The organism is Aeromicrobium sp. 9AM, assembly GCF_902506105.1.
Classification (GTDB): Bacteria; Actinomycetota; Actinomycetes; order Propionibacteriales; family Nocardioidaceae; genus Aeromicrobium.
The window spans coordinates 1-26,398 of the sequence record NZ_LR733303.1; the positions used below are offsets into that span (position 1 = coordinate 1).

Genomic DNA, 26,398 nt, shown 5'->3' on the forward strand with positions numbered 1-26,398 from the left:
ACTGGTGTTAGGAGCAAGTGAGAGTGACTACCAACGTTCTCACTGGACCAGTTCCTAGCGTCGAGGTCGAAGTCCCAAACCGGGAAAACTCTCACACAGGGTGGACCAACCCGCGGGGGCTGGACACTTTTGAATCCGTCAGCCGACGATTACGCTGGCTCGCTTGTCGACGTCACCAAGGGAAATCAGGTACTTATTGGATTGACGTTGCGACAAAATGCGACCTTGATCTACTGGTGGACGAAATACCTGCAAGACCCCTTCGATCCGATAGTTAGAAGGGAATTTACCCGAGCAGTCACAGGATTCCAGCCGACGCATCGTGCATCCACAGGCAGACTCGAAAAGTTTCGCAAGCTCACTAGTAAATCCAGATGGCTCGGACCCTTCATGGCGGGTGTAACGTTCGCTGATTCCGCATACGGCCAGTGGCAGGAGGACAGCAACAATTCCAACCTAAACTTGCGAGAGAAGTTGCAGCGCGCCACCATCCGAGGCGGTATGGTCGCCGGTGGATCCTCGGTCTTAGCGAGTGCCGCAGCACGGCTAACGACACCTCTCGCCGTGGCTTCCTGCGCCGAAGCTCTTTGCTCTGGCCTACTGGTCGCGATCCCTGTGACGGCTGGTGCCGGGTACGCTGGCGGCGAGGGAGGCGACATCGTGGCCGATGAAGTGTTCCAGCGGGGCCCGAAGTGGCTCGTTGGGGAATAGGCGAAACTCGATGAAACGCGCATGGCGTTGGCTCATAAAGCCGGGCTACAGCCCGTTGATGCTGTTCTATATGTCGAACTTCAGCGCGGTAATAGGGCTTACGTGGGCGGTGATCTTTGCGATTTATCGAGTTCGCGACCCAGAGTCGGTGCCTAGTTGGTTGGCATTGGCGTTCGCGGTGATCCTTGGGATTTCCGTCATCGACATAGTCATTTCTACCGTCACGATGCGGAGACGAAATCGTCGTATCGGTAAGCCTGAGACCATCCGCATGGCGGAGGATGCCTGGTTGCAGTACGACTATGACCGAGTCGCTGAGCTCCTCGCGCCGTTCCGAAACGACTTGGACTGGGTGCTAACGCGCCGCCTCATTGTCTCAGAGAAGCGACGACGTCACAGCCCGGATATCTAGAAGCCGATGGAAGGCTGGACTCGAGTCTCTACCGCTCGATCTGCACGTCCTTCGCCGGCTGTGGCGCCGGCATCCTCGTGGCGCGGGTGCGAGCGTGCTTTGACGTGGCCAAGCGGCCGGGCCGCCCGTTTGCATTCGCAGCAAGAACCCGCCCCTCAACAGTTGGTGTGTCAACGCCGGCGGCCGCGGCTCGTTGCGCGAGTGCATTTCGGCGTCCGTCGCTGTCGTACAAGACGTCATCGGCGGTGATGTCGAGCTCGTCTGCGTTGCGCTCGAAGGCTGCTGCGTCGGCTTGCTCGGCTGCTGCACGGTCGGTTGCGGCGTCCTGACTGATCCCTCCCAGCACGACACCGGCACTCACTTCGTCTTCCAGGCTTTCGGACTCATTCGACGCTGACCTCGCGGCGTCTTCGTGCTCGCGCTGACGCTGACGTTCCGCGTCAGCCAGGCCTCGGAGGTCGCCGGCCTCATCCAGGCCCAGTGCTCCGGCGGCACGCGCGTCCAGCCCGTACCGCCGTTGGATCTCAGCAGCGAGACGGGCTTCGTCGGCCGCGAAGGCGTCGGGTTCGAACTGGGACCACACTGCTGCGGTCTGCCAGACTCCGGCCGTCTCGTGGACGTTCGCGTTGTCGAGCCAAGCTTGGTCTGCCGAGGCGACTCGAACTCGAGCGGCTGCGCGCTCGGCGTCCCAGCGTGACTGCAGTCGCTCGTCTTCGACCGCTTCGGCCTCCGTTATCTCCCGGGCGCGTCGCTCGCGTCCCTCGGCCAAGAGCTGCGCGGCTCCGCTAACCGCCAACCTGGTCGACTTCTCGATTGTCTCCTGTGCGGATTGTTCGTCTCTAGTCATGTCCATTCATCAGCCCACGATGTCGCGAGGTGTCCGGCTGGCACCGACTGGCACCGCAAATCCACGGGTAATGCGCGGGCAAATCGACCAATCAAACGCATAGTCGCAGGTCAGAGCCCTAATGGCAGCATCCTGTAAATCAGACGGCTCAGCCTACGCAGGTTCGAACCCTGCACCTGCCACAGCAACACAGAGTGCCCCTGACCTGCGGAAACGCAGGTCAGGGGCACTTCTCACATGACGCCGGCAAGCGGGATTCCGACATTTCGGTCGAAACGCTCTGACCTGCGGTGATGCGGCGAACGTGGTGCGTCAAGCGATTGCGCGGGGGGAATGCGGGGGGAAGTTTGGGCCCTCGTTTGAGGGTCGAACCTTCGTTGCCTGCGATTGCAGGGCGATTCCTGGGCAGGTAGTGCCTATGAGAGCTGAGAACCAGTCAGCAGGCGTTCGCGGATCCAGGCCACAAGACCTGAGGGGAGCCCGGCCAAGATGGGTGGATCTCGCCGGCCGCGAAACCACTTTTAATCCGTCCGGATCGTGGGTGGTCGTGACCATCGGACGACCTCAGCCAGCTCTGGATGACTGGCTCGGCTCCGGCCTACACCGACGGTGCCAGCGGCCGCTCATCCCTTCGAGCGAGGACGTCTGACTTGTTGCAGAAACCGTTGAGAGCTCGCTTAAGACACAGAAGTCCGAGCAACCTGCCGTCGCTGTCTGTGACCGCGAGACGGCGCGTTTGACCTCTGATCAACAGTTGCAGAGCCTCGTCGATGTGCTGATCCGGCCCGATGGTTCGGTCGGCGAGCGTGGCCAACTCGAGGGCGGGGTGTCGCGAGTCGAGGCGGGGCTCGAGGTCAGCCCTCAGCAACGTTCCGTGCAGTACGGGTCCGCGCGTCAGCAGCAACATGTGGACATGGGCATCAATGAAGGCGGCCTCTGCATCGAGAACCGTAATCTCGAGACCATGTGTCTTCGGGGTTCTGAGCATGGCTCCAGCCACGGTCTGGCGCGAGCGCGTGATCGGGCTTCCCATGCAGCCCACTCTCGCAGATCACGGTTGCACTCCGTATCCACGTGAGAGTCGTCGGGACCTTCGACTCTAGGGACGGCGATACGACTCCTCAGATGATGAGGTGTGTTGTCGTCGATGGGGCCCATGGTGCAGGTCAGGCGCGAGGCGCGCGTTGTTCGCAGCAGGGCGTCTCTGGTCCCACCGCAGCACGGCGCGTGGGCCTTCGTTGGGCTTCCGCTGATCCTTGGCGCACTCGTCGCCCCGGCGTCCTGGTCGACGCCATTGTTGGTGTGGGCTGCCTTCACGGGCTACCCGGCGTCATACTTTGCACTGAGCTTGGCCCGTGCTCGACGTGGCGCGCGGTTCCGCCGACCGCTGCTCATCTGGACTTTCGCTGCTGCGATCCCAGCCGGGATGCTTCTCCTCTCGAACCGGTGGCTGGTCTGGGTTGGGCTGGGCTACGCCGCACTGTTCGCGGTCAACGTGGCATTCGCTCGCCGAAACAACGAGCGTGATCTGGTCAACGACGCCGTCCTGATTGTTCAGGTCGTCGCGCTCGTGCCGCTGATGTGGCTCCTGGCGGACGCAGGTGGTCTCATCCCAGAGCGGGTGTGGCTGCTCACCCTGGTGTGTGCGCTGGTCCTTGTCGGGTCAACAATGCATGTGAAGTCGCTCCTTCGCGAGCGCCGTCGCCCTGCCTTCGCTCTTGCGTCCCGTGTCGTCGCGGTCGCCTCGCTGGTCCTGGTCGTGGGTCTCGGGTGGATGTGGGGGTGGCCGGCCGGCATCGGTCTGGTGGTGCCGTTCGTGTTCCTTGCCGCACGATCGCTGAAGTCAGACTGGGACGGGTGGCGCCCGGGCCGGATAGGGCTTCTCGAGCTCGTCGGTTTCGTTGGTGTCGCGGTAGGGGCAGGAATGGCGGTATCGGTGTGAGTGGCTCTATTGATCGAGACGTGACGGAACTGCCCGAGAGGGTGCATGGTGGGACGGTGCAGCCAAAACGATGGGCACGAACGTGACGACTCGGTCGATCTCCGAGCCTGACGCTGGCGCCCAGACGCGATCTCCATGGCTGATGTTGGCCATGGCGACCATCGGTTTTGCAGTCAACTTTTGGGCTTGGGCACTCATCAGCCCGCTCGGACCGCTCTTCCGCACGACCGGCAGCATTGGCACGTTGAGCGAGTCCGACGTTGCGCTGCTCGTCGCGGTGCCAGTGGTTGTCGGATCGCTCGGTCGCATCATCGTCGGCGGGCTCACCGATCGTTACGGCGGGCGCGTGATGTTTCCGGTCGTCACGGGCGTGACGATCGTCCCGATCCTCTTTATCTCCTTTTTCGCTTTGGACTCCTACAACCTGCTTCTGGTCGGCGGATTCTTCCTCGGCATCGCCGGTACGGCGTTCGCCGTCGGTGTTCCGTTCGTCAATGCGTGGTTCCCGCCCGAGAAGCGCGGACTCGCCATCGGAATCTTCGGCGCAGGCATGGGCGGCACCGCGATCAGCGCGTTGACGACCGTCAAGCTGACCGACAACGTGGGCGCGAAGTCGCCGTTCCTGATCACCGCCGGTGTGCTGGCGAGTTATGCCATCGCGGCTTGGTTGATCATGCGCGACGCCCCCGGTCGCGTCGTGCCTACCACGTCCTTGATGTCGCGGATCTCGGCCAACGCGCGGCTACCGATCACCTGGCAGGCAAGCCTCCTCTATGCGGTTGCCTTCGGTGGCTACGTCGCGTTCTCGGTCTATCTGCCGGCCTACCTGAAGGCGGCGCACCAGCTCACCCCGGCTGATGCGGCCAATCGGATGGCTGGCTTCGTGCTCGTTGCGGTCGTCATGCGGCCAGTCGGCGGGTGGCTTGCCGACAGGTTCGGTGCGATCCCAGTGCTGGCAACCGGCTTCGGCATCGTGGTCGTATGTGCTGGCATCTCCGCAGGAACCCCGCCGCTGGAGGGGATCGGCACTGTGGCGTTCCTCGCCATGGCGGCCGCTCTTGGTTCTGGCAGCGGAGCTACCTTCGCCCTGATCGCGAAGGTCACGGACCCATCGAGGGTCGGTGGGGTCACCGGCCTTGTCGGTGCCGCCGGCGGTTTGGGTGGGTTTGTCCCGCCGCTGATCATGGGCTACGTCTACGGCCGTACCGACTCGTACGCCATCGGACTCTGGATGCTCTCCGCCACAGCCGTGGTTGCGCTGCTGCTCAGTGTCACCATCGTTCGCCGTACCGCCATCCAAGGAGAGGCAACCCGTTGACCCCACCGTCTGAGAAATCAATCCTCGACCCAGGGATGGACGGCGCCCTGTCCGATGCGCTGGTTCGGAGCCGGCGATTCTTCACCAAGGGAACCGTCTCAGCCGACCTGCGGACGTTGTCCAAGAAGGGAGGGCGGGGCGCGGACGACTTCTATCGCGACAGGTGGAGCCACGACAAGGTGGTGCGGTCCACCCACGGCGTCAACTGCACGGGATCGTGCTCGTGGAAGGTCTACGTCAAGGACGGGATCATCACGTGGGAGACGCAGCAGACCGACTACCCGTCGGTCGGCCCGGATTCTCCTGAGTATGAGCCACGCGGGTGCCCCCGTGGTGCCGCGTTCTCCTGGTACACCTATTCGCCGACGCGGGTGCGCTACCCGTACGTGCGGGGTGTCCTGCTTCAGATGTTCCGCGAGGCGAAGTCCCAGCACGATGGAGACCCGGTACGAGCTTGGGCGCACATCGTGGAGAACCCGCAGCGTGCCAAGGCCTACAAGTCAGCTCGTGGAAAGGGCGGGCTGGTGAGAGCCACCTGGGAGGAAGCCAGCGAGATCGTTGCGGCGGCCCATGTGCACACGATCAAGAAGTACGGACCGGACCGGGTCGCCGGCTTCTCGCCGATTCCGGCGATGTCTATGGTCTCGCACGCCTCGGGCGCCCGATTCGTCAATCTCATCGGCGGTTCGATGCTGAGCTTCTACGACTGGTACGCCGATCTGCCGGTCGCGTCGCCCCAGGTCTTCGGAGACCAGACAGATGTTCCCGAGTCGGGTGACTGGTGGAACGCCGGCTACCTGATCATGTGGGGTTCGAACCTCCCGGTGACCCGTACGCCCGATGCGCACTGGATGACCGAGGCGCGCTACCGCGGTCAGAAGGTCATTGCTGTTGCCCCCGACTACGCCGACAACGTGAAGTTCGCCGACGAGTGGCTGCCAGCAAAACCCGGAACCGACGCCGCACTCGCGATGGCCATGGGCCATGTTGTGCTGAAGGAGTTCTTCGTCGACCGCACGACGCCGTACTTCACTGAGTATGTGAAGTCCTACACGGACCTCCCGCACCTGGTGAGACTTGAGGAAGGGGCTGATGGCGCCTACACCGCAGGGAAATTCCTGACCGCAGCAGACCTGACGGATCGCGCCGGCGACGAGAATGCCGCTTTCAAAACGGTGTTGATCGACGCGAACACAGGCAACCCGGTCGTCCCGAACGGTTCGCTCGGTCACCGCTACGGCGAAGCTGGCGTCGGCTCCTGGAACCTCGAGCTCGGCAGCGTCGACCCGACCTTGTCGCTGATGGACACCGCGGAGGATCGGGTCACGGTTCGCATGCCCCGGTTCGATACCGCCGATGGCGCTGCCGCCGACCTCCCGCGCGGGGTGCCGGTCCGTCGGGTCGAGGGGCATCTCGTCACCACGGTCTTCGACTTGCTGCTCGCCCAGTACGGAGTTGGCCGGCGCGGACTTCCGGGGCAGTGGCCCACCGGCTACGACGACGCGACGGCGCCGTACACCCCCGCATGGCAGGAGACGATCACCGGCGTCTCCGCTGACGCCGCCACCCGCATTGGTCGGGAGTTCGCCCAGAATGCCGAGGAGTCACGTGGCCGGTCGATGATCGTGATGGGGGCAGGAACGAACCACTGGTTCCACTCCGACACGATCTATCGGGCGTTCCTGACGCTGACCAACCTGACTGGGTGCCAGGGCGTCAACGGCGGAGGATGGGCGCACTATGTCGGCCAGGAGAAGGTCCGCCCGATCACTGGTTATACGCAGATCGCGAATGCGCTGGACTGGAACCGACCGCCGCGCAACATGATCCAGACTGCGTTCTGGTACTTGCACACCAATCAGTTCCGCTACGACCAGTTCGGAGCCGACACGCTCTCCGCGACCACGGGGAAGGGTCAGTTGGCAGGCAAGTCGACGGCCGACATCATTGCGCAAAGCGCCCGCATGGGTTGGATGCCGTCATACCCGACCTTCGATCGCAATCCGCTCGACCTCAGCGATGACGCCGCTGCTGCTGGCAAACCGGTGGGGGAGTATGTCGTCGAACAGTTGAAGTCCGGCGATCTGGAGTTTGCCGGCGAAGATCCGGACGCGCCGGGCAACTATCCGCGAGTTCTGTCGATCTGGAGGGCGAACCTGCTCGGGTCGTCGGGCAAAGGCAATGAGTACTTCCTGAAGCACCTCCTCGGCACAGACTCGTCCGTCCGAGCCACGGAGACGCCCGAGGAACAACGACCACTGGACGTCAAGTGGAGGGACGAGGCGCCCGAGGGCAAGCTCGACCTACTCATGACGATTGACTTTCGACAGACGAGCACCACGATCTTTTCCGACGTCGTGCTGCCTGCGGCAACTTGGTATGAGAAGCACGACCTCAACACCACCGACATGCACCCGTTCGTGCACTCGTTCAACCCGGCGATAGCCCCTCCGTGGCAGACCCGTACCGACTGGGACGCCTGGCAGACGATTGCCGAGAAGTTCAGCGAGCTGGCGGCGAGCCACCTCGGTGTCCGCAAGGACGTGGTCGCAGTGGCACTCACCCATGACACGCCCGACGCGATGGCCAACCCACACGGCGTCGTACGCGACTGGAAGAAGGGCGAGTGCGAGCCCATCCCGGGAGTCACCATGCCCAAGCTCGTCGAGGTGGAGCGCGACTATGGGGCGGTCGCGGCGAAGATGAACGCGCTCGGTCCCTTGGTGGACACGCTCGGTGCCACGACCAAGGGCGTCACCTTCGAGCTCGGCGCACAGGTCGAGTATTTGCGGCGCAAGAACGGTGCCGTACGCGGTGGCGTGGCTGACGGCAGACCGTCATTGAAACGGGACGTGAACGTGTGCGAGGCGATCCTCGCGCTGTCGGGAACAACCAACGGAGCGCTGGCCACCCAGGGCTTCAAGACTTTGGAGAAGCGCACGGGCGTGAAGCTTGCCGACCTGGCTGAGGAGCACGAAGGCAAGCAGATCACCTTCGCTGACACCCAGGGCCCGCCGGTTCCGGTGATCACTTCGCCGGAGTGGTCGGGCTCGGAGACCGGCGGCCGCCGCTACTCGCCGTTCACGATCAACGTCGAACGAAAGAAGCCGTGGCACACCCTGACCGGTCGAATGCACTTCTACCTCGACCACGACTGGATGACTGAGCTCGGCGAGGGACTTCCGGTCTACCGACCGCCCTTGAACATGGCGGCATTGTTCGCCGAGCCTGCGCTCGGCACGATCTCCGACGGAGCTGGCGGCACGGAGGTCGAAGGACTGACGGTCCGCTACCTGACGCCTCACAACAAGTGGTCGATCCACTCCGAATATCAGGACAACCTGTTCATGTTGTCGCTGTCGCGAGGTGGGCAGAACATCTGGATGAGTGATCGTGACGCTGCCAAGGTCGGCATCGTCGACAACGACTGGATTGAGGCGGTCAACCGCAATGGCGTGGTCGTCGCGCGGGCGATCGTGTCGCACCGCATGCCTGAGGGGACTGTGTACATGTACCACGCGCAGGATCGGCTGATCGACGTACCGATCGCGGAGACATCAGGAAAGCGTGGTGGCATCCACAACTCGCTCACCCGGTTGCTGGTGAAGCCATCACATCTGATCGGTGGGTATGCCCAGCTCGCCTTTGCCTTCAACTACCTCGGCCCGACAGGCAACCAACGTGACGAGGTCACCATCATCCGCAAGCGCAGTCAGGACGTGACGTACTGATGAGGGTCATGGCGCAGATGGCAATGGTCATGAATCTCGACAAGTGCATCGGTTGCCACACGTGCTCGGTGACCTGCAAGCAGGCGTGGACCAATCGATCCGGCACCGAGTACATCTGGTTCAACAATGTCGAGACCCGACCCGGTCTCGGCTACCCCCGCACCTACGAGGACCAGGAGAAGTGGCAGGGCGGTTGGGAGCTGAACAAGCGGGGCCGCATGAAGCTCAAGGCAGGAGGTCGGTTCAGGAAGTTGATGACGATCTTCTCGAACCCCAAGCTGCCCTCGATCGGTGAGTACTACGAGCCCTGGACGTACGACTACGCCACGCTGACCGATGCGCCTGCGCAGGAGCACTCTCCTGTCGCGCGTCCCAAGTCGCTCATCTCGGGCAAGAACATGAAGATCGAATGGTCGGCCAACTGGGACGACGATCTGGGCGGCTCAACGGCCAACACGCACCGTGACCCGATGCTGAAGAAGATCGCGGACAAGGTGAAGTTCGAGTTCGAGCAGACCTTCATGTTCTACCTGCCACGCATCTGCGAGCACTGCCTCAACCCCTCATGTGCCGCATCCTGTCCGAGTGGCGCCATCTACAAGCGCGAAGAGGACGGGATCGTTCTGGTCGATCAGGACGCCTGCCGCGGATGGCGGATGTGCGTGTCTGGCTGCCCGTACAAGAAGATCTACTTCAACCACCGCACGGGCAAGGCAGAGAAGTGCACCTTCTGCTTCCCGCGCATCGAGGTCGGACTCCCAACGGTCTGCTCTGAGACGTGCGTGGGACGCCTGCGCTACATCGGACTGATGCTGTACGACGCGGACAAGGTGCTTGCGGCGGCCTCCACGACCGATGAGCACGGCCTGTACGAAGCACAGCGAGACGTGTTCCTGGACCCGTTCGACCCTGAGGTCATCCGCGAGGCCGAGAAGGCGGGCATTGCACGCGACTGGATAGACGCTGCGCAGCGTTCCCCGATCTACGCGCTGATCAACACGTTCAAGGTCGCGCTGCCGCTTCACCCGGAATACCGGACCATGCCGATGGTCTGGTACATCCCGCCGCTCTCGCCGGTCGTCGAGGTGGTCGCCGAGACAGGGGAGGACGCCGAGGACAAGGGAAACCTCTTCGCGGCCATCGACGCCTTAAGAATCCCGATCGAGTACCTCGCGGAGCTCTTCACGGCCGGCGACGTTGTTCCTGTGGACGCCGTGCTCAAGAAGCTCGCAGCCATGCGTTCGTACATGCGTGACATCAACATGGGTCGCGAACCAGACGCGTCGATCCCAGCGGCCGTGGGGATGACCGAGGAGGAGATGTACGACATGTACCGACTCCTCGCCATCGCCAAGTACGAAGAGCGCTATGTCATCCCTCCTGCACACGCAGAACAAGCCCACTCGCTGGAGGAGCTGGCCACCGAGTGCGCGGTTTCGGAATATGGCGGCGGGCAGAACGACCTCTTCGGTGAGGGCTCGGGCGCACCGACGCCCATTGCGGTCGAGAACTTCCAGATGTTGCAGGATCGGCAGACTTCGGACTCGCTGGCTGGTCCCGACGGCAAGAAGGGACGTGTCAATCTGCTCAACTGGGATGGCAAGGGCTCGCCGAGCGGCATCTTCCCGCCAAAGGGAGACGACTCGTGAGCGCGCGGCGCGCCAAGGCGACGATGCCCGCCACGCAACTGACGATCGCGTGGCAGTCGGTATCGCTGCTGCTCGACTATCCCGATGATCAGATGCTCGGACGGGCAGGGCTGATCAGGGATGCCACTCAACAATTGTCACCGGTGATCGCTGAGTCGATCCGCGATTTCCTCGACCACCTGGAGTCGACCCCCTTGTCGGAGCTGCAAGCTGACTACGTCGAGACGTTTGACAATCGACGTCGCTGCAACCTGTTCCTGACCTACTTTGCGCACGGAGACACGCGCAAGCGAGGGATGGCACTGCTGCGCTTCAAGCAGATCTACATCCAGGCCGGGTTCGATCTCGATGATTCGGAGCTGCCCGACCACCTGTGCGTGGTGCTCGAGTTTGCCGCCACGATCGACCATGATCTTGGCCGTGACCTGATGCTGGACCATCGCGCTGGACTGGAGCTGCTGCGGTTGTCGCTTCGAGACATGGCATCGCCGTGGTCGTCACTGATCGATGCGGTCACCGCGACCCTTCCGCCCTTGCGCGGTGAGGAGCGCGATGCCGTACGACGCCTCGCCGCCGAAGGGCCACCCGAGGAAGAGGTAGGGCTCGCTCCTTTCGCCAGTCCGCAGTTCAGCCCCGGCGCAACCTCCGGGGCCACCCTGTTGCCGATGCCGTCCTTCCCGGTAGCGCGTTCATGAGTGTCTTTCTGTTCGTTGTCGTCCCGTACGTCTGCCTAACCGTGTTCGTAGCCGGGCATCTATGGCGCTGTCGCTACGACAAGTTCGGCTGGACGACCCGGTCGTCTCAGCTTTATGAGAACCGGCTGCTCCGAATCGGCAGCCCGCTGTTTCACTTCGGAATGCTCGGTGTGGTGGGCGGCCATGTGATCGGCCTGCTCGTGCCGCAGTCATGGACCGATGCGGTGGGTATCACCGAGCACATGTACCACGTGGCGGCGGTCGGCGGCGGGCTGGCCGCAGGTGTGATGACCGTGGTCGGCATGGTGATCCTGATCTATCGCCGCCGCACGACCGGACCGGTGTTCTCCGCGACCACCGTGATGGACAAGGTGATGTACGCGTTCCTGGCAATCGTCATCGTGCTCGGCATGTGGAACACGATCGCCGGCTCGATCATGACGATCGGTGGTGAGTACAACTACCGCGAGGGCGTCTCGGTCTGGTATCGCTCGTTCCTCGCGTTCCAGCCCGACGCCGCGCTGATGGCGAACGCGCCGCTGGGCTTCCAGCTGCACGCACTAGTCGCTTTCGGGCTGTTCGCGCTATGGCCTTTCACCCGATTGGTGCACGTATTCAGCGCACCCGTGGGCTACCTGACTCGCCCCTACATCGTCTACCGCAGCCGTGACGATCAGCTCGGCAGTCACAGCCCACGCCGCGGCTGGGATCGGGTCGGCTGAGGTACTGCAGCTCGATTCTTCACGGAATCGCTTCATATCCATTTATCAACAGGGAGTCCCATGCAGAAGGAGTCACTGACCGCGCTTGCCCGCCATCACATGGAGACGGCCAAGAAGACATCGAGCGGTCGAAGCGCCCACACTGTGTACGGCGGTCACGAGCACGTCCTGCGCCAGACCCTGATCGCGCTCCAAGCGGGCATCAACCTCGACGAGCACGAGAATCCGGGCGAGGCCACCCTCCAAGTGCTACACGGCCGGGTGACCCTCGTGGCCGGAGAGAACAGATGGAACGGCTCACCGGGCGACCTGATCACCATCCCGGACTCACGCCACTCACTCGAGGCCGTGGAGGACTCCGTCGTGCTGCTGACAGTCGGCAAGCACACAAGCTGAGGTTCGTCGACGCCGGCGTGGTCCCGCGTGAGTACGTAGCAACTCCGCGCAGATCGAACACGATGCACGACTGGCGTCGACCACACCCCACTGGCGTCGAGAATCTGGGGGGAATCCCGGGGCAAGTCCTTACCGATGCGGCATCGCTGCAGTTCAGGAGAGTGCTGGGCGCGGGCTGTAAATCAGACGGCTCAGCCTACGCAGGTTCGAACCCTGCACCTGCCACGGGAAACGAGGAGCCCCTCACCAGCGGAGACGCAGGTGAGGGGCTCTTCTCGTCGGTGGGCGCGCAACCCCGACGTGAGCTCAGGCGATCGCTGCGCCCACACGTTCGCGCAGGACGGGTATGACGTCGGTCAGGAACCACGGGTTGCGGCTCTGCCAGCGGAAATTGAGCGGGGACGGATGGACGAGGGGGATGACGTCCGGCAGGTGGTCGCGGAACGCGTGGACGGTCTCGGTGAGGTTCCGCCGGGCCCGACCGGCAAGGTAGTGGGACTGGGCATAGCCGCCGATGAGGACCGTGACCTCGATGTCCGGCATCAGCTCGAGGAGCGGGGGGTGCCACCGTTCTGCGAAACCCTTCCTCGGTGGCAGGTCGCCGGCCACGCCCTTGCCCGGGAAGTAGAAATCCATCGGCAACAGGGCAAACAGATCCGGGTCCCGGAACTGCTCCTCCGTGACGCCGAGCCAGTCGAAGAGCTTCGCGCCGCTGGCGTCGTTCCACGCGAGGCCGCTCTCCTGGGCCTTTCGTCCAGGCGCTTGGCCGACGATCGCGACTCGGGCGCGCGGGCCAGCTGCATACAGCGGCAGGTAACCGAGGTCTCGCATGGCTGCGTTGTCGGCGTCCTCGATGATCGCCTGGCGGATCGACGTGAAGCTCATCGTCACGGCTAGCGCGACTCGACGGCGAGCCGACCGCTGAGCAGGACGAACGTGGCCGCGAAGGCCTTGCGGATTCGATCAAGACGTTTGGCGTTCGACAAGAGCGCGTCGCGCACCGACGCAGCAAACACCCCGTACGCCGCGAAGACCACGAACGTCATCAGCATGAAGACCCCGCTCAGAACGAGCATGTGAATCGTGGTGTGCGGTGATCCTGCCGGGACGAACTGCGGGAGGAACGCGAAGAAGAAGATCGTCAGCTTCGGGTTGAGCAGGTTGATGGTGATCCCGGAGACGAGCACGCGGCGGGCGGACGCTGCGCCGGGACGGCTGTCGACCGCGAGGGCACCGGTGTCGCGCCAGGTCGCCCACGCCATGTAGAGCAGATAGCCGACGCCGGCCCACTTGATGGCCGCGAACGCTATGCCGCTCGCGTGGAGCACGGCTGCCAGCCCCGTGACCGCAGCCACCAGGTGCGGGACGGTGCCGAGGGTGCAGGCGAAGGCGGCGAGGATGCTGGCGCGTGCACCGCGCGAGATGCCGGCGGCCACCGTGAAGAGCGCGCCGGTTCCGGGCGTGGCGACGATCACGAACGAGGTGAGGAGGAATGCTGGACCCATAGCAGCGCAGGCTACCGAGGATTCGTCGCGTTGACACTCATCGTGAGGCGACGGAGCTCGCTCTGCCGAGGTGCCGGGCGAAGAACCGGGTGTCGATCCGATCGGCCGGCACCCGGAAGTGCGAGCCCGGGAACGCCAGCAGGGTCTTGTCCTCGGATGCGAACGCGTCGAACACCTCCAGGCCGGATTCGCGCGAGATCTCGGCGTCGTCCCACGGCAGCAGGAACTCGACCGGGATCGTGACCTGGCGCGCTGCCTCGATCACGGCGTCGTACACGAACACGCCACCGAAGATCGCCGCACGAATACGCGGCTCGGCCACGGCGAGAGGGATCCCGATCGCGCTGGCGAGCGTCATCCCCGAGTACCCGATCGGCACATCGTCGCCGACCTCAGGGAGTGAGAGCAGTGCGCCGATCGTCGCCCGCCACTCGGGCACGGCGCGTTCGGCGAGCGAGGCGTTGTACGGGGCGATCGACGGAGCCAGTGACTCGCCGCGTTCCCTTGCCTCGAGCATCGCGTCGACCCACTGCTGGTCCTCCTCCGAACGGGGCCGGTCTCCGTGGCCGGGCGAATCGATCGCGGCGACATGGAATCCATCGCGTACGACGGTCTCCCGAGCCCGCGACACGAGGCCGTGAGCGCGCTTGTGCAGTCCGCCGCCGTGGCCCATGAGCAGGAGCGGCGCGTGAGCGTCGGCGGACGCCGGCGACCACAGGACGCCGGGAACGTCTCCGACGACGAAGCTGCGGTCGACGACGCCGTCTGACGCCGTCTCCGCGGTGAAATGAAGGTCCATGGGGTGCCTTTCGATCTAGTCGGCGAGCCTGAAGGCGCCGCGGTGGACGGTAAAAGTGCCGTCGGCAAGGGCGACGGCGAAGTTGATCATCCTGGTGGGCCCGTCGGCCAGGAGGGCAGGGAGTGAGGCCTCGGTCTCCGCAGCAGCGAGCCGGCTTCCGAGGTCGTCGAACCACTGGAGGACCCAGGGCGTCTCGTCGACCCACTCGAGCGCCGTGAACCCGCTGTCCTCGATGACCCCCAGCAGATCGGAGGGTGCTGCCAAGAAGCTGTCCGTGCCGTCGATCGACCACGGCAGCGGGAGCGGGAGCGCATCCTCGCTGGCTCGGCACACCTCGAAGACCGCCAGGCAGGCGCCGCGGCGAAGCCGTTTCGCGATCTCCCCGAAGAACGCCGACTTGTCGTCGACATTCATCTGGACGTGCATCGACAAGGCGGCGTCGAAGCCGGACCGCTGTAGACGTGCGATGTCGGAATGGAGGAACTGGACCCGGGCGCCGAGACGGGCGACAGACGTCAACGCGGTCGCCGCCTCGACATATGCCTCGGTGAGGTCGACTCCCAAGACGTCGCACCCGGTGGTGCGGGCGATCTGGCGGGCGGGGCCGCCGAGCCCTGAGCCGACATCGAGGAGAGTCATACCAGCGCTGAGATCGAGGCTGGGGATGAGTCGGTCGACTGCCTCGGCCCCGCCGCCGTGGAACTGGTCGATGCCGTCGAGCTGTGCCTGGGTGAGATCGGACAGGTCCGCGCCGGCAAGCTGTCCGATCGTGGTGACCAGATCGGTTTCGGTGTATGCGCTCATGTCTCCAGCGTCGACGCAACGCCAGGTTCGGGGTATCGACCGATCGGCTCCACTTGTGTCCGCCGATCGGCTGTCTCCCCGACATGACGGAGCCCCTCGAACCAGGTGGGTGGTGAGGGGCTCAGTCGCTCAAGGCACTTCGGAGGTTGAAGCAAGACCTTGAGCTGTGTGCACCGGCAGGGCGTGTTCACCTGCCGGCTCGTCATCCAATCTAGGACCGGCCCAGACGGCACACAACAAACGGCAGGCGAACGTTCGGACCCCTGTGGTTCACCGCGGGTTCATGTCGGTCCTGCAAGGTTTGGTCGTGTCGGCCCCCGATCTGAGCGCACTCGCGTCAGACCAGCTCTCGTCCCTGCTGAAGTCGACCCAGGCTCCGCCACCCCGGACGCTCGTCGACATCCTGCGTCAGACGGCTCGCGACAGCCCCGACGCCTCAGCGCTCGACAACGGCTCGAACGTGCTCACGTACGCGGCCTTCTGCGAGGCGGCGGATGCCTTCGCCTCTGATCTGCGGGAGCGCGGGGTGGGCCGCGGTGACCGTGTCGGTGTCCGGGTCGACTCGGGCACGCTCGACCTCTACGTCGCGATCATGGGGATCCTCGTCGCGGGCGCCGCGTACGTGCCGGTCGACGTCGACGATCCGGACTCGAGGGCGCGCACGGTGTTCGGCGAGGCCGATGTCGCAGCGGTCGTCGGCAACGGGCTGGTGATCACGTCCCGGCGCGCAGGTGGTGTCGCCGCGCTCGAGGACGAGCCGCTGCCGACCGACGACGCGTGGGTCATCTTCACCTCCGGCTCGACCGGTACGCCCAAGGGTGTGGCCGTGTCCCACCGCTCGGCGGCTGCGTTCGTCGACGCCGAAGCGGCACTGTTCCTCCAGGATCGACCGCTGGGCCCGGGCGACCGGGTGATGGCCGGACTCTCGGTGGCGTTCGACGCGTCGTGCGAGGAGATGTGGCTCGCCTGGCGGCACGGGGCGTGCCTCGTGCCGGCGCCGCGATCCCTCGTCAAGAGCGGTAGCGACCTCGGGCCGTGGATGGTCGCCAACAGCATCACCGTGGTGTCGACGGTCCCGACCCTCGTCGCGCTGTGGCCGCCCGGGGTGCTCGACGACGTACGCCTGCTGATCGTCGGTGGCGAGGCCTGCCCGCCCGAGATCGGCGAGCGACTGGCTGCTCCCGACCGCGAGGTGTGGAACACGTACGGTCCGACCGAGGCCACCGTGGTCGCCTGCGCTGCGCAGCTCGAGGCGGGTACGCCCGTACGCATCGGGCTGCCGCTCGCCGGCTGGGATCTCGCCGTCGTCGACAAGGCCGGACAGCAGGTGCCGCCTGGCGAGACGGGGGAGCTCATCATTGGCGGTGTCGGGCTGGCTCGCTACCTCGACCCGGCCAAGGACGCCGAGAAGTACGCGCCCATGCCGAGCCTCGGATGGGATCGCGCCTATCGCAGCGGCGACCTGGTCTCGTACGACGGCGAGGGTTTGGTCTTCGTGGGCCGCGCGGACGAGCAGATCAAGATCGGCGGCCGCCGCATCGAGCTCGGCGAGATCGACAGCGCGTTGCTGGGACTGCCCGGGGTCGCGGCTGCGGCTGCGGCGATCCGCACGACGGAGGCCGGCAACCGGATCCTCGTGGGCTACGTGGCGACTGGACCCGAGTTCGACCTGGCGGGCGCCCTCGCGGTGCTGCGCGGCCAGATGCCCGAGGCGCTGGTGCCCCGTCTCGCCCGGCTCGAGACGATGCCCACCCGCACCTCCGGCAAGATCGACCGTGACTCGTTGCCGTGGCCGCTGCCGAGCGTCGACTCGTCCGGTGACGAGAGCCATTTCGAGGGGACGAGCGCTTGGCTCAAGACGCTCTGGCTCGACCTGTTGGGAGCCGTGGTCACGAGCCAGGCCGACGACTTCTTCGTCCTCGGTGGCGGGAGCCTCAGTGCCGCGCAGCTGGTGGGGCGGCTCAGGGAGAAGTTCCCCGAGGTCACGGTGGCCGACGTGTACGAGAATCCGTCGATTGCGGGCCTCGCGACGGCTCTTGACGCGATGTCGAACGCCCATGCGCGGCAGAACTCCCCGGTTCGCCCGGTGCGTACCTCGACGCAAGCTGCGCAGATCCTGCTGACCATCCCGTTGCGGACGTTGAGCGGTTTGCGTTGGCTGACCTGGGTCGCGGCCGGCAACCACGTGGCCGACACGCTGCTCGGCTGGTCATGGTTGCCGCAGGTCTCCTGGGCCTGGATCGCCATCGGCTGGCTCCTGCTGATCGCACCTCCGGGGCGGATGCTGCTGGCGGCACTGGGTGCGCGGGTCCTCCTGCGCGGAGTCTCCCCGGGCGCCCATCCACGGGGCGGCGGGGTGCACCTGCGCCTGTGGCTCGCCGAGCACCTGGCCGACGAGCTTCGAGCCGGGTCACTCTCCGGCGCCGCGCTCCTCACGACGTACGCCCGGTTGCTCGGAGCACGGGTGGGCTCGGACGTGGACCTGCACTCACTGCCGCCCATCACGGGGATGGTCGAGATCGGCAACGGCGCGTCGATCGAGCCGGAGGTCGATCTCAGCGGACATTGGCTGGACGGCGACACGGTGCACATCGGCACGATCTCCGTCGGCGCCGATGCGCGGATCGGGGTGCGCAGCCTCCTCGGCCCCGGGTCGGAAGTCGGGGCCGGCGCGGAGATCGGCCCGGGCTCGGCCGTCTTCGGCAGCGTGCCGGCCGGGGAGTACTGGTCGGGCGCGCCGGCGCGTCGCAACGGTGCGGCCCGTGGCCCTCTGACCAGCACGCGAGCACCGCGTCGCCGGCGATGGACCATCGCGTACGCCGTCGTGGCCGCCGTCATCTCACTGCTGCCGGTGCTGGCGGTGGGAGTCGCCGTCCTCGCCGTGTCGCCGTTCGTCAGGTCTGCGAACGACCTCGGCGACGCGCTGCTCCGTGCGTCGCTCGCGGCACCCGTCGGCGTGCTGGTCGGGTTCGTCGCACTTGCCCTCCTCGTGCTGGCGTCGGTGCGGCTGCAGTCGGTCGGCCTGACCAGCGGCACCTATCCAGTGCACAGCCTCCGTGGGTGGCAGGCCTGGTCGGTCGTACGGCTGATGGATGACGCACGCACCTGGCTGTTCCCGCTCTACTCGAGCACCCTGACCCCAGCCTGGCTGCGAGCACTGGGTGCCCGGATCGGTGACGGTGTCGAAGCCTCCACCGTGCTGATGCTCCCGTCGCTGACGTCGGTCAACGACGGCGCGTTCCTGGCCGACGACACGATGCTCGGCATGTACGAGCTCGGCGGCGGCTGGCTGCGGATCGAGCAGGTCAAGATCGGCCGTCGAGCGTTCGTCGGCAACTCCGGCATGACGGCGCCCGGACGCAAGGTCCCCAAGGGCGGCCTGGTCGCGGTGCTCTCCGCGGCGCCCCGTCGTGCAGAGGCCAAAGCCGGCACGTCCTGGCTCGGCAGTCCGCCGCAGAAGCTGCGCCGCTCCTCCGACAAGACCGACGACAGTCGTACGCACTCGCCCGAGCGTCGCGTCCGCGTGTGGCGGGCAGCCATCGAGCTGGCGCGCATCGTGCCCCTGATCGTCAACGGTCTGCTCGGTCTGCTCGTCGTCTTCGGGCTGGAGCGACTGGCCGGACAAGGGTGGCCGGTCGTCGCGGCGACCTCGGGCCTGGTGCTGATCGTCGCGGGTGCCGCTGCTGCTGTCGTGGCGAGTGGCGCCAAGTGGCTCCTGGTCGGCAAGGTGCGAGCCGCCGAGCATCCCCTGTGGAGCAGCTTCGTGTGGCGCAACGAGCTCGCGGACACGTTCGTCGAGCTGCTCGGTGCACCGTGGCTCGCGCGTACCGCGTCGGGGACGCCGGTGCTCAACCTCTGGCTGCGATCGCTCGGTGCCCGCGTCGGCCGCGGCGTGTGGTGCGAGACCTACTGGTTGCCCGAAGCCGACCTCATCCATCTGGGCGCCGGCAGCACCGTCAACCGGGGCTGCGTGGTGCAGACGCACCTGTTCCATGATCGGATACTCAGCATGGACACGGTCACCCTCGAGCCAGGATCGACGCTCGGACCCCACAGCGTCGTGCTGCCCGCCGCCACGATCGGCGCGCATGCCTCGATCGGTCCGGTGTCGCTGGTCATGCGGGGCGAGTCCGTGCCGAAGAAGACGCGCTGGATCGGCAACCCGATCGGGCCCTGGGCCGACGACGACGCCGTCGTGGCCCCCCGATGACGCGGACCGTGTCCGTCGGTGTCGAGGACGACCGCTACGTCCCGGACCACGGTGACCACTCGTTCGACGTGACCCGCTACGACCTCCAGCTCGACTACAGCGTCGATTCCAACCGGCTCTCGGGTCGGGCGATGCTCAGCGCCACGGCACTGGACGACATCGACGAGATCAAGCTCGACCTCTACCGCCTGAGGGTGTCCAAGGTCAGCGTCGACGGATCCCCGGCCAAGCACACCCACCGCAAGAGCAAGCTCGTCATCCAGCCCCGGAGCCCCATCGCCACCGGGAGCACGTTCACGGTCGTCGTCTCGTACGCCGGTTCGCCCCAACCCATGCCGGGCCTCGACGGGGACGCAGGGTGGGAGGAGCTCGCCGACGGCGTCATCGTGGCGTCCCAGCCGCACGGGGCGCCGTCGTGGTTCCCGTGCAACGACCGGCCGTCCAACAAGGCGACGTACGCCATCGAGATCACGGCGCCGTCCAACTACCTCGTCGTGGCCAACGGCGTCCAGGAGAGCAAGCGTCGGCGCTCGGCGGGCACGACCTGGCGGCACGTCGAGGAGGCGCCGATGGCGACCTATCTGGCGACGGTCCAGATCGGCCGTTACGGCGTGGTCGACTCCGGCAGCAGCGTGCCGATCCGCACGGTCCACCCGGCCGGCAAGAAGGCCGCCAGCGGAGGGCCGTTCGCCCGTCAGGACGACATGATGACGGCCTTCGTCCGGCTCTTCGGGCCCTACCCGTTCGCCGCCTACACCGCCGTCATCACCGACGACGCGCTCGACATCCCGCTGGAGGCGCAGGGACTCGCCGTCTTCGGGTCCAACTTCGCGACGGACGACTGGGACAGCGAGCGACTCGTCGCGCACGAGCTGGCCCACCAGTGGTTCGGCAACAGTGTGACCCTCACGAGCTGGCGCGACATCTGGCTGCACGAGGGCTTCGCGTGCTACGCCGAGTGGCTGTGGTCAGAGGAGTCCGGCCGGCAGGCCGCCGAGCACCATGCACAGCTCCACTGGGACCGCCTCAGCGAGCTCGACCAGGACTTCCAGCTGGGCGATCCGGGGCCGGAGCTGATGTTCGACGACCGCGTCTACAAGCGTGGCGCACTCCTGCTGCACGCGCTTCGTACGCAGGTCGGCGACGACCGGTTCTTCGAGGTGCTGCGCGCCTGGACCGAGCGGTATGCCCACGGGTCGGTGACGACCGACGACTTCATCGCGCTGACCGGTGAGCTCTGCGGGGCGTCGGTGGGCGGGTTGTTCGATGCGTGGCTGCGCGAGATCAGCCTTCCGGCGCTGACTCCGTGACCAGCGCGGGCTGAGCCTGCGACAGCACCGTCGCGGCGGCGACGTACCCGTCGGGACACGTCACGTCGAACATCCACGCGGGAGAGTCCAGCGGCTCGTCGACCGGCCAGCCGAGCAGCGCCGGCGCCGTGCCCGGCGGACTCACCTCGATGAGATCGGGATCGATCGTCAGGCCGTGCCCGGTGGCCTTGGCGACCGACTCCTTGCGCACCCAGGTCGCTATGTCGGGTGAGCCTGCAGCGGCGTCCAGACGCTCGACGTCGATTCCGACCGGGCCCGCGTCGGAGACTGCGAGCGCTGCCAGATCGCCGGCTCTGCTGAGGCTTACGTGGACGCGAGTCTCGAGCCCGACGACGTACGGCGTGCCGTGCTGGTCGCTGCCGCACGATCGGCAGGCCCGGACGATGCTGACGTCGTCACGGTCGACGCCCGCGAACGACGCGGCCAGCCGCGCGAGCTCGTCCTTCGCGGCGGCGGCGGTGGTCCAGCCGACGACGAGACGTCCGCTCCTCCCGCCACTCGCACCTGTGGTCACGTGACGGGTCTATCACGGCTGCCCGGGCCCTGTTCATCGCAGCGTCGCTGAGCGTCCATCGCGCCGTCGTCGTCCATCTCTAGGTTGTGCGCATGACGACTGACTTCGGGACCCCGCGCCTCGACATCAACCGGCTCGGCGACTACTCCGTTGTCGACGTGGACGACGACGATCCGGTACTCCTCGATCACCGCGGTCAGTCGATCGACACCTGGCGCGAGGGATACCCGTACGAGGCTCGGATGGACGTCAACGAGTACGAGCTGCAGAAACGGTTGCTGCAGATCGAGCTGCTGAAGCTCCAGAACTGGATCAAGGGCACGGGCGGACGCCTCGTCCTCGTCTTCGAGGGCCGCGATGCCGCCGGCAAGGGCGGCACGATCAAGCGGTTCACCGAGCACCTCAATCCTCGCGGCGCGCGGGTCGTCGCGCTGGAGAAGCCGAGCGAGCGCGAAGAGACGCAGTGGTACTTCCAGCGCTACGTGCAGCACCTGCCTGCCGCCGGCGAGATCGTGATGTTCGACCGCTCCTGGTACAACCGCGCGGGCGTCGAGCGGGTCATGGGGTTCTGCTCTAACGACCAGTACGACGAGTTCATCCGGCAGGCGCCGACGTTCGAGAAGATGCTGGTCAACGACGGCCTGCACCTCATCAAGTTCTGGTTCTCGGTGACGTCGTCCGAGCAGCGCACGCGCTTCGCCATCCGCCAGGTCGACCCGGTCCGGCAGTGGAAGCTCTCGCCGATGGACCTGCAGTCGCTCGACAAATGGGACGCCTACACGCGTGCCAAGGAGACGATGTTCGCCCGTACGGACACGTCCGTGGCGCCGTGGACCGTCGTCAAGAGCAACGACAAGAAGCGCGCCCGCGTCGAGTCGATGCGGCACGTGCTGGCGCAGTTCGACTACGACAACAAGGACCACGAGCTGGTCGCGCGGCCTGATCCGTTGATCGTCGGCCCGGCCGCCGAGCTGTTCCGCGACGCCACCGACTGACGGCCGCCAGCTCTTTTCAGCGAGTCATGTCGGTGCCGGCCCACGCAGCCTTGGCGCCGCTCTCGCCGATTCGGACCACCTGCACGGTCGTACCCACGACGGCGACGACAGTCAGCACCGCCACCACGATCGGGACGGCTCTCGAGATCGAGGTGGGTCGCCGATGGAGGGCGTAGCCCACCACTGCCACGGCCAGCAGGCCGATCATCCATGGCAGCAGTCCGTCCGCGAGGTGGGTGTGCCGTTCGAGGAGTGCTGAGTGCGGGACGTGTCGCTCGAGCGTCTCACCGGTCGACGTGGACAGCGGCACGAGGATCAGTCCAACGAGGCTGAGGCCAGCAGGCAGCGGGCCGGCCCACCCCCTGAAGCGCGGCCAGAGCGCCGCCAGGAGAACCGTCAGTGCCGCGAGCGGAACGATCACGACCGTCGCGTGCACGATGAGCGGATGTAGCGGCAGGCCGCGGAAGTCGTTCGGCATTCAGATGTCCCGTCTGTTGAGTGAGATTTCGTTCAGCCGAGCATCAGGCGGATCAGCTGTACGCAGACCAGGACGCAAAGGAGGCCCGCGGCGAGCACCAGGTCGCGCCGCACCCTCCGACTCGCGCGCGAACGCCGGGCGTCGTGGTCGGGCCGTTGGCCGTTGGCGGTCACGGTCCCACCCTGCGTGGAATGACCTGCACAGAACCTGATCAGCGAGGCCTTCTCCACGGCAGCCTCGCGCGTTGTCCTAGACCGCGTCGAGCTCGTCCACAGGACGCCCCGCGTCCGGGGCCGGCCCGTGTGATCCCTCGACGTCGCTGTGGGTGACGGCCAGGTACGTGACCAGCGCGGCGAAGATCAGCAGCGCCAGTCCGGTGACGGTCCCGTCGCCCCACCCGAGGCCGCCGGCTGAGTGCGACTTGCCGAGCCAGTCGGCAACCGACGCACCGAGCGGGCGCGTCAGCACGTACGCCGCCCAGAACGCCGCCGTGGCATTCAGTCCGGCACGCCAGAGCACGAGGGGCACCAGGATGAGGACCCCGAACAGCACGATCGACCAGGCGAACCCCAGCCCCATCTCGATCGCGGTGGCGTCGCCGACCGCTGTTCCGAGACCGAACGTTAGCAGCACGGCACCCCAGTAGAACCGTTCGCGCCGACTGGTCGTGATCGAGTGCACCGAGAGCGTCCCCTCGCTCGCCCTCCACCACGCGAGGAGCCCGCACAGCAGAGCCAGGTAGATCGCGGCGTCCACGGCATACGGCGTGCCGAGCGCGACATGCGGCCCGTCGGCGATCATCGTGCCGAACAAGGCCACACCCAGGACCGTGGTCCAGTAGCGCACCGGTTGATAGCGGTCGGCTCGCAGCTGCAGCCACAGGACGAGGAAGAAGCCGCCGATCCCGATCACGGCGGCCAGCGGGATGCTGACGGTGCCGAGGAAGTCGGATCCGGCCTCTCCCATCCCGGTGGTCAGCAGCTTGACGATCCAGAAGAGGAGGAAGACCTCGGGAACCTTGGTTGAGTGGAATGCTCGGGTGGCCATGGGACAAGACGGTAGGTACGTCCACCTGATCGAAACCTGACCGGCGGAGCCTCACATGCGTACGGACCGGGCGCGGCGGTGACGCAGGTACGTGATGCCCGCTGGTACGACGGACAGCCCAGCGAGCCCGATGGTGATGAGCTCGATGTGGGCAGCGATGAACGTGATGCCGCCGAAGAGGTAGCCGGCCGTCACGATCATGGCCGACCACACGGCGGCGCCGAGCAGGTTGTACGTCGTGAAGACGCGGCGTGGCATGTGGGCGACTCCGGCGACGGCCGGCACGAACGTTCGCACGACCGGGACGAATCGAGCCAGGACCACCGCTCCGGAGCCGTGGCTGTCGAAGAAGCGTCGGGCGCGGTCGGCGTTGGCCTGGGAGAACAGACGCGAGTCCTCGCGGGAGAACAGCCGCGGCCCGAGACGTCGGCCGATCGAGTAGCCGACCTGGTCGCCGAGGACTGCGGCGACGTACACGCCGAGGCCGAGCAGCCAGATCGGGAGACCGATGACCCCGGAAGCCACGAGGGCGCCGGCCAGGAACAGGAGGGAGTCACCCGGCAGGAAGAATCCGACGAGCAGGCCGCTCTCCGCGAAGACGACCGCCATGATCAGCAGCAGCGCCGCCGGACCCATGGTGTACAGCAACGGTGTCAGAGCGGCGATCATGGCGTCACGCCCGGCACGTGCGCCCGGTCCCCGTCCGTTCGTGGGGGGCTGTCGGGTCCATGGCCCCACGTCTTGCTGACGACCGCGACGAGGGCCAGCACAGCCGCGGCAAGGAGCCACGATGCGACCACGTCGCTGGCCCAGTGATAGCCCAGGTAGACACGGCTCACGCCGATTCCGAAGGCCAGCAACGCGAGGCTGCACCTGACGGTGATGCGTTGGCGCCGCGGGTGCAACAGGGGCACGAACAAGAGGACGACCAGCCCGAGGAACACCGCCGAGTTGAGGGCGTGGCCCGAAGGGAAGGAGTACGTCGAGTCGACCGGGCCCAGCCGTACGCCCGCGCCTGGGCGGTCCCGTGCGACCAACAGCTTGACCCCAACCGTGAGCGATGCGGACACCGCCATGGCGACGGCGGCGCACATCGCCAGGAACGGACCTCTGCGTTCGAGCAGGACGATGACCAGCAGCAGCGCCAGAGCGCTGACGACCACTTCACTGCCGACCAGCGTCAGGAGCCTCGCAGCGTGAGTCAGCATCCCTGATCGGGCGTTCACCGCATCCGTCGCCAGCTGGGTGTCGAGGCGCGCCGGCGCTCCGTCATGCTCACGGGCCGAGTCCGCGAGCGCGAGCACGCCGACGACCGAGCCGGCGAACACGGTCGCGGCCTGGGCAGCGAGTCTGACTGGTGCACTCATGGGGAGCCTCACGATGAAGGGCCCCGCCCGACCGTCGGGGGTCAGTCTGGGCGGGGCCGGCTTGGATGGTCAGACCGGCGCGGGCGCCAGCACGCGGTCTTCGTGCCTGGCCTTGACGGTGAACCAGAGGACACACGCGACGATGATCGCGATGAACAGCGCGCTGGTGCCGTTCGTGCCCAGGCCCAGACCGCCGTCCTTGGTGGGGGCCGTCAGGAAGTCACCCATCGAAGCGCCGAACGGCCGGGTGACGATGTACGCCGCCCAGAACGCGAGCACGGCGTCGGCCTTGAAGCCGTAGTAGATCGCGGTGATCGCGGCAATGACCCCGCCGAAGATGAGTGCGGAGGGGAAGTATCCGACGGCCAGCTTCTCGGCGACCAGGTCGCCGGCGGACGTGCCCAGTGCGAACGTGAACAGGATCGCGAGCCAGTAGAAGGCCTCGCGTCGGCGCGTCACGATCGTGTGGATCGAGAGCGTTCGCTCGCTGCGGTACCAGGCCACGAACGAGACGACGAGCCCGGCGCCGAAGATCGCCGTGGTGGTCCAGAGACTGACGCCGAGGTTGTCGACGAGGTTGTCGGAGAACAACGTGCCGACGACGCTGATCAGCACGACGGCGAGCCAGTAGATCGCCGGGATGTATCGCCGGACGGTGAACTGCACGATGAGCACGATCGCGAGCAGGAGGGCCATGATCGCGGTCGTGGCTGAGAGGCCGAGGCCGACATTCTCGTTGAGGTAGTCGGCTGCGGTCTCGCCGACGGTGGTGGAGAGAATCTTGACCACCCAGAACAAGATCGTGACCTCGGGGACCTTGTTCAGCAGGGTCCGGGTCCAGGCTCCGCGGTCGAGATGGCTCGCCTCACGGCTGGACGTGGGTTCAGGTGAATGAGTCATGCGCCCACCTTGTGGCCAGCCACCT

Annotated in this window: 24 protein-coding genes; 11 read left to right on the forward strand and 13 right to left on the reverse strand. The window is 66.1% G+C overall.

Features of this window, described 5'->3' with window-relative positions; genetic code table 11:
* Positions 1-721 precede the first annotated feature (721 nt).
* Positions 722-1,123, forward strand: coding sequence for a hypothetical protein (locus BOSE46_RS00005; RefSeq protein ID WP_159537046.1), 402 nt, complete (start codon positions 722-724; stop codon positions 1,121-1,123).
* A gap of 28 nt (positions 1,124-1,151) precedes the next feature.
* Here BOSE46_RS00005 and BOSE46_RS00010 read toward each other — a convergent pair whose 3' ends face one another.
* Both BOSE46_RS00010 and BOSE46_RS00015 read right to left on the reverse strand, forming a co-directional pair.
* Positions 1,152-1,970, reverse strand: a complete 819-nt coding sequence (locus tag BOSE46_RS00010) for a hypothetical protein (RefSeq protein WP_159537048.1) — start codon at positions 1,968-1,970, stop codon at positions 1,152-1,154.
* A 598-nt stretch (positions 1,971-2,568) separates the two neighbouring features.
* Positions 2,569-3,003, reverse strand: coding sequence for a CBS domain-containing protein (locus tag BOSE46_RS00015; protein WP_159537060.1), 435 nt, complete (start codon positions 3,001-3,003; stop codon positions 2,569-2,571).
* A 123-nt stretch (positions 3,004-3,126) separates the two neighbouring features.
* On the opposite strand from BOSE46_RS00015, the gene BOSE46_RS00020 reads away from it, so the two are divergent.
* The 7 genes from BOSE46_RS00020 to BOSE46_RS00050 all read left to right on the forward strand — a co-directional run bounded on the left by BOSE46_RS00020 (position 3,127) and on the right by BOSE46_RS00050 (position 12,423).
* Entirely contained in the window at positions 3,127-3,912 is a 786-nt protein-coding gene (locus tag BOSE46_RS00020; protein WP_159537062.1) for a YwiC-like family protein, read from the forward strand.
* Positions 3,913-4,063: 151 nt separating this feature from the next.
* Positions 4,064-5,230, forward strand: a complete 1,167-nt coding sequence (locus BOSE46_RS00025; protein ID WP_236551558.1) for an MFS transporter — start codon at positions 4,064-4,066, stop codon at positions 5,228-5,230.
* 35 nt (positions 5,231-5,265) lie between these two features.
* Positions 5,266-8,961, forward strand: a complete 3,696-nt coding sequence (locus BOSE46_RS00030; protein ID WP_159539290.1) for a nitrate reductase subunit alpha — start codon at positions 5,266-5,268, stop codon at positions 8,959-8,961.
* Complete coding sequence (gene narH / locus BOSE46_RS00035; protein WP_159537064.1) at positions 8,961-10,610, forward strand: nitrate reductase subunit beta; 1,650 nt, start codon at positions 8,961-8,963, stop codon at positions 10,608-10,610. The genes BOSE46_RS00030 and narH overlap by 1 nt, the downstream gene beginning before the upstream one ends.
* Positions 10,607-11,305 (forward strand): nitrate reductase molybdenum cofactor assembly chaperone, encoded by a 699-nt coding sequence (gene narJ, locus BOSE46_RS00040; protein WP_236551559.1) that lies wholly within the window; start codon positions 10,607-10,609, stop codon positions 11,303-11,305. Before narH ends, narJ begins: the two co-directional genes overlap by 4 nt.
* Entirely contained in the window at positions 11,302-12,027 is a 726-nt protein-coding gene (gene narI, locus BOSE46_RS00045) for a respiratory nitrate reductase subunit gamma (protein ID WP_159537066.1), read from the forward strand. The genes narJ and narI overlap by 4 nt, the downstream gene beginning before the upstream one ends.
* Before the next feature lie 60 nt (positions 12,028-12,087).
* Entirely contained in the window at positions 12,088-12,423 is a 336-nt protein-coding gene (locus tag BOSE46_RS00050) for a cupin domain-containing protein (RefSeq protein ID WP_159537068.1), read from the forward strand.
* Between the two features lie 306 nt (positions 12,424-12,729).
* Here the strand turns inward: BOSE46_RS00050 and BOSE46_RS00055 are convergent, their stop codons facing one another.
* Genes BOSE46_RS00055 through BOSE46_RS00070 form a run of 4 tightly spaced genes read right to left on the reverse strand, consistent with a single transcriptional unit; the run spans position 12,730 to position 15,531 of the window.
* Positions 12,730-13,308, reverse strand: coding sequence for a uracil-DNA glycosylase family protein (locus tag BOSE46_RS00055; protein WP_159537070.1), 579 nt, complete (start codon positions 13,306-13,308; stop codon positions 12,730-12,732).
* Positions 13,309-13,316: 8 nt separating this feature from the next.
* Positions 13,317-13,928: a LysE family translocator gene (locus BOSE46_RS00060; RefSeq protein ID WP_159537072.1), complete on the reverse strand. Its 612-nt coding sequence runs from the start codon at positions 13,926-13,928 to the stop codon at positions 13,317-13,319.
* Positions 13,929-13,965: 37 nt separating this feature from the next.
* Positions 13,966-14,727 (reverse strand): alpha/beta hydrolase, encoded by a 762-nt coding sequence (locus BOSE46_RS00065; protein ID WP_159537074.1) that lies wholly within the window; start codon positions 14,725-14,727, stop codon positions 13,966-13,968.
* Between the two features lie 15 nt (positions 14,728-14,742).
* Positions 14,743-15,531: a cyclopropane-fatty-acyl-phospholipid synthase family protein gene (locus BOSE46_RS00070; protein ID WP_159537076.1), complete on the reverse strand. Its 789-nt coding sequence runs from the start codon at positions 15,529-15,531 to the stop codon at positions 14,743-14,745.
* A gap of 307 nt (positions 15,532-15,838) precedes the next feature.
* Here BOSE46_RS00070 and BOSE46_RS00075 point away from each other — a divergent pair, with 307 nt between their 5' ends.
* Entirely contained in the window at positions 15,839-19,741 is a 3,903-nt protein-coding gene (locus tag BOSE46_RS00075) for a Pls/PosA family non-ribosomal peptide synthetase (protein WP_236551560.1), read from the forward strand.
* Positions 19,738-21,051, forward strand: a complete 1,314-nt coding sequence (locus BOSE46_RS00080) for a M1 family metallopeptidase (RefSeq protein WP_159537080.1) — start codon at positions 19,738-19,740, stop codon at positions 21,049-21,051. The genes BOSE46_RS00075 and BOSE46_RS00080 overlap by 4 nt, the downstream gene beginning before the upstream one ends.
* On the opposite strand, the gene BOSE46_RS00085 is transcribed toward BOSE46_RS00080, so the two are convergent.
* Positions 21,026-21,586: a 4'-phosphopantetheinyl transferase superfamily protein gene (locus BOSE46_RS00085; RefSeq protein ID WP_159537082.1), complete on the reverse strand. Its 561-nt coding sequence runs from the start codon at positions 21,584-21,586 to the stop codon at positions 21,026-21,028. The genes BOSE46_RS00080 and BOSE46_RS00085 overlap by 26 nt on opposite strands.
* 92 nt (positions 21,587-21,678) lie before the next feature.
* Between BOSE46_RS00085 and ppk2 the strand changes: the two genes are divergently transcribed.
* Positions 21,679-22,581 (forward strand): polyphosphate kinase 2, encoded by a 903-nt coding sequence (gene ppk2 / locus BOSE46_RS00090; protein WP_159537084.1) that lies wholly within the window; start codon positions 21,679-21,681, stop codon positions 22,579-22,581.
* Positions 22,582-22,597: 16 nt separating this feature from the next.
* Here ppk2 and BOSE46_RS00095 read toward each other — a convergent pair whose 3' ends face one another.
* From BOSE46_RS00095 to BOSE46_RS00120, 6 genes are all read right to left on the reverse strand, one after another.
* Positions 22,598-23,059, reverse strand: coding sequence for a DUF2231 domain-containing protein (locus BOSE46_RS00095; protein ID WP_159537086.1), 462 nt, complete (start codon positions 23,057-23,059; stop codon positions 22,598-22,600).
* A gap of 32 nt (positions 23,060-23,091) precedes the next feature.
* Positions 23,092-23,232 (reverse strand): hypothetical protein, encoded by a 141-nt coding sequence (locus BOSE46_RS00100; protein WP_159537088.1) that lies wholly within the window; start codon positions 23,230-23,232, stop codon positions 23,092-23,094.
* Between the two features lie 76 nt (positions 23,233-23,308).
* Positions 23,309-24,106 carry a hypothetical protein gene (locus BOSE46_RS00105; RefSeq protein WP_159537090.1) on the reverse strand — a complete coding sequence of 266 codons (798 nt, stop codon included), beginning with the start codon at positions 24,104-24,106 and terminating at the stop codon, positions 23,309-23,311.
* A gap of 51 nt (positions 24,107-24,157) precedes the next feature.
* The gene (locus BOSE46_RS00110; RefSeq protein ID WP_159537092.1) at positions 24,158-24,775 is read right to left on the reverse strand and encodes a VTT domain-containing protein; all 618 of its coding nucleotides are present in this window, start codon (positions 24,773-24,775) and stop codon (positions 24,158-24,160) included.
* Positions 24,772-25,473: a phosphatase PAP2 family protein gene (locus tag BOSE46_RS00115; RefSeq protein WP_159537094.1), complete on the reverse strand. Its 702-nt coding sequence runs from the start codon at positions 25,471-25,473 to the stop codon at positions 24,772-24,774. The genes BOSE46_RS00110 and BOSE46_RS00115 overlap by 4 nt, the downstream gene beginning before the upstream one ends.
* A 69-nt stretch (positions 25,474-25,542) precedes the next feature.
* The gene (locus BOSE46_RS00120) at positions 25,543-26,373 is read right to left on the reverse strand and encodes a hypothetical protein (RefSeq protein ID WP_159537096.1); all 831 of its coding nucleotides are present in this window, start codon (positions 26,371-26,373) and stop codon (positions 25,543-25,545) included.
* Between the last annotated feature and the right edge of the window lie 25 nt (positions 26,374-26,398).

Excerpts from the sequence above, each read along its gene's own strand:
- BOSE46_RS00025 (WP_236551558.1), top strand. The coding sequence starts at position 4,064 with ATGGCGACCATCGGTTTTGCAGTCAACTTTTGGGCTTGGGCACTCATC.
- narH (WP_159537064.1), top strand. The coding sequence starts at position 8,961 with ATGAGGGTCATGGCGCAGATGGCAATGGTCATGAATCTCGACAAGTGC.
- BOSE46_RS00070 (WP_159537076.1), bottom strand. The coding sequence starts at position 15,531 with ATGAGCGCATACACCGAAACCGATCTGGTCACCACGATCGGACAGCTT.
- BOSE46_RS00030 (WP_159539290.1), top strand. The coding sequence starts at position 5,266 with ATGGACGGCGCCCTGTCCGATGCGCTGGTTCGGAGCCGGCGATTCTTC.
- ppk2 (WP_159537084.1), top strand. The coding sequence starts at position 21,679 with ATGACGACTGACTTCGGGACCCCGCGCCTCGACATCAACCGGCTCGGC.
- BOSE46_RS00010 (WP_159537048.1), bottom strand. The coding sequence starts at position 1,970 with ATGACTAGAGACGAACAATCCGCACAGGAGACAATCGAGAAGTCGACC.
- BOSE46_RS00065 (WP_159537074.1), bottom strand. The coding sequence starts at position 14,727 with ATGGACCTTCATTTCACCGCGGAGACGGCGTCAGACGGCGTCGTCGAC.
- BOSE46_RS00095 (WP_159537086.1), bottom strand. The coding sequence starts at position 23,059 with ATGCCGAACGACTTCCGCGGCCTGCCGCTACATCCGCTCATCGTGCAC.
- BOSE46_RS00115 (WP_159537094.1), bottom strand. The coding sequence starts at position 25,473 with ATGAGTGCACCAGTCAGACTCGCTGCCCAGGCCGCGACCGTGTTCGCC.
- BOSE46_RS00105 (WP_159537090.1), bottom strand. The coding sequence starts at position 24,106 with ATGGCCACCCGAGCATTCCACTCAACCAAGGTTCCCGAGGTCTTCCTC.
- BOSE46_RS00015 (WP_159537060.1), bottom strand. The coding sequence starts at position 3,003 with ATGGGAAGCCCGATCACGCGCTCGCGCCAGACCGTGGCTGGAGCCATG.
- BOSE46_RS00005 (WP_159537046.1), top strand. The coding sequence starts at position 722 with ATGAAACGCGCATGGCGTTGGCTCATAAAGCCGGGCTACAGCCCGTTG.
- narI (WP_159537066.1), top strand. The coding sequence starts at position 11,302 with ATGAGTGTCTTTCTGTTCGTTGTCGTCCCGTACGTCTGCCTAACCGTG.
- BOSE46_RS00050 (WP_159537068.1), top strand. The coding sequence starts at position 12,088 with ATGCAGAAGGAGTCACTGACCGCGCTTGCCCGCCATCACATGGAGACG.
- BOSE46_RS00020 (WP_159537062.1), top strand. The coding sequence starts at position 3,127 with ATGGTGCAGGTCAGGCGCGAGGCGCGCGTTGTTCGCAGCAGGGCGTCT.
- BOSE46_RS00110 (WP_159537092.1), bottom strand. The coding sequence starts at position 24,775 with ATGATCGCCGCTCTGACACCGTTGCTGTACACCATGGGTCCGGCGGCG.
- BOSE46_RS00055 (WP_159537070.1), bottom strand. The coding sequence starts at position 13,308 with ATGAGCTTCACGTCGATCCGCCAGGCGATCATCGAGGACGCCGACAAC.
- BOSE46_RS00080 (WP_159537080.1), top strand. The coding sequence starts at position 19,738 with ATGACGCGGACCGTGTCCGTCGGTGTCGAGGACGACCGCTACGTCCCG.
- BOSE46_RS00120 (WP_159537096.1), bottom strand. The coding sequence starts at position 26,373 with ATGACTCATTCACCTGAACCCACGTCCAGCCGTGAGGCGAGCCATCTC.
- BOSE46_RS00060 (WP_159537072.1), bottom strand. The coding sequence starts at position 13,928 with ATGGGTCCAGCATTCCTCCTCACCTCGTTCGTGATCGTCGCCACGCCC.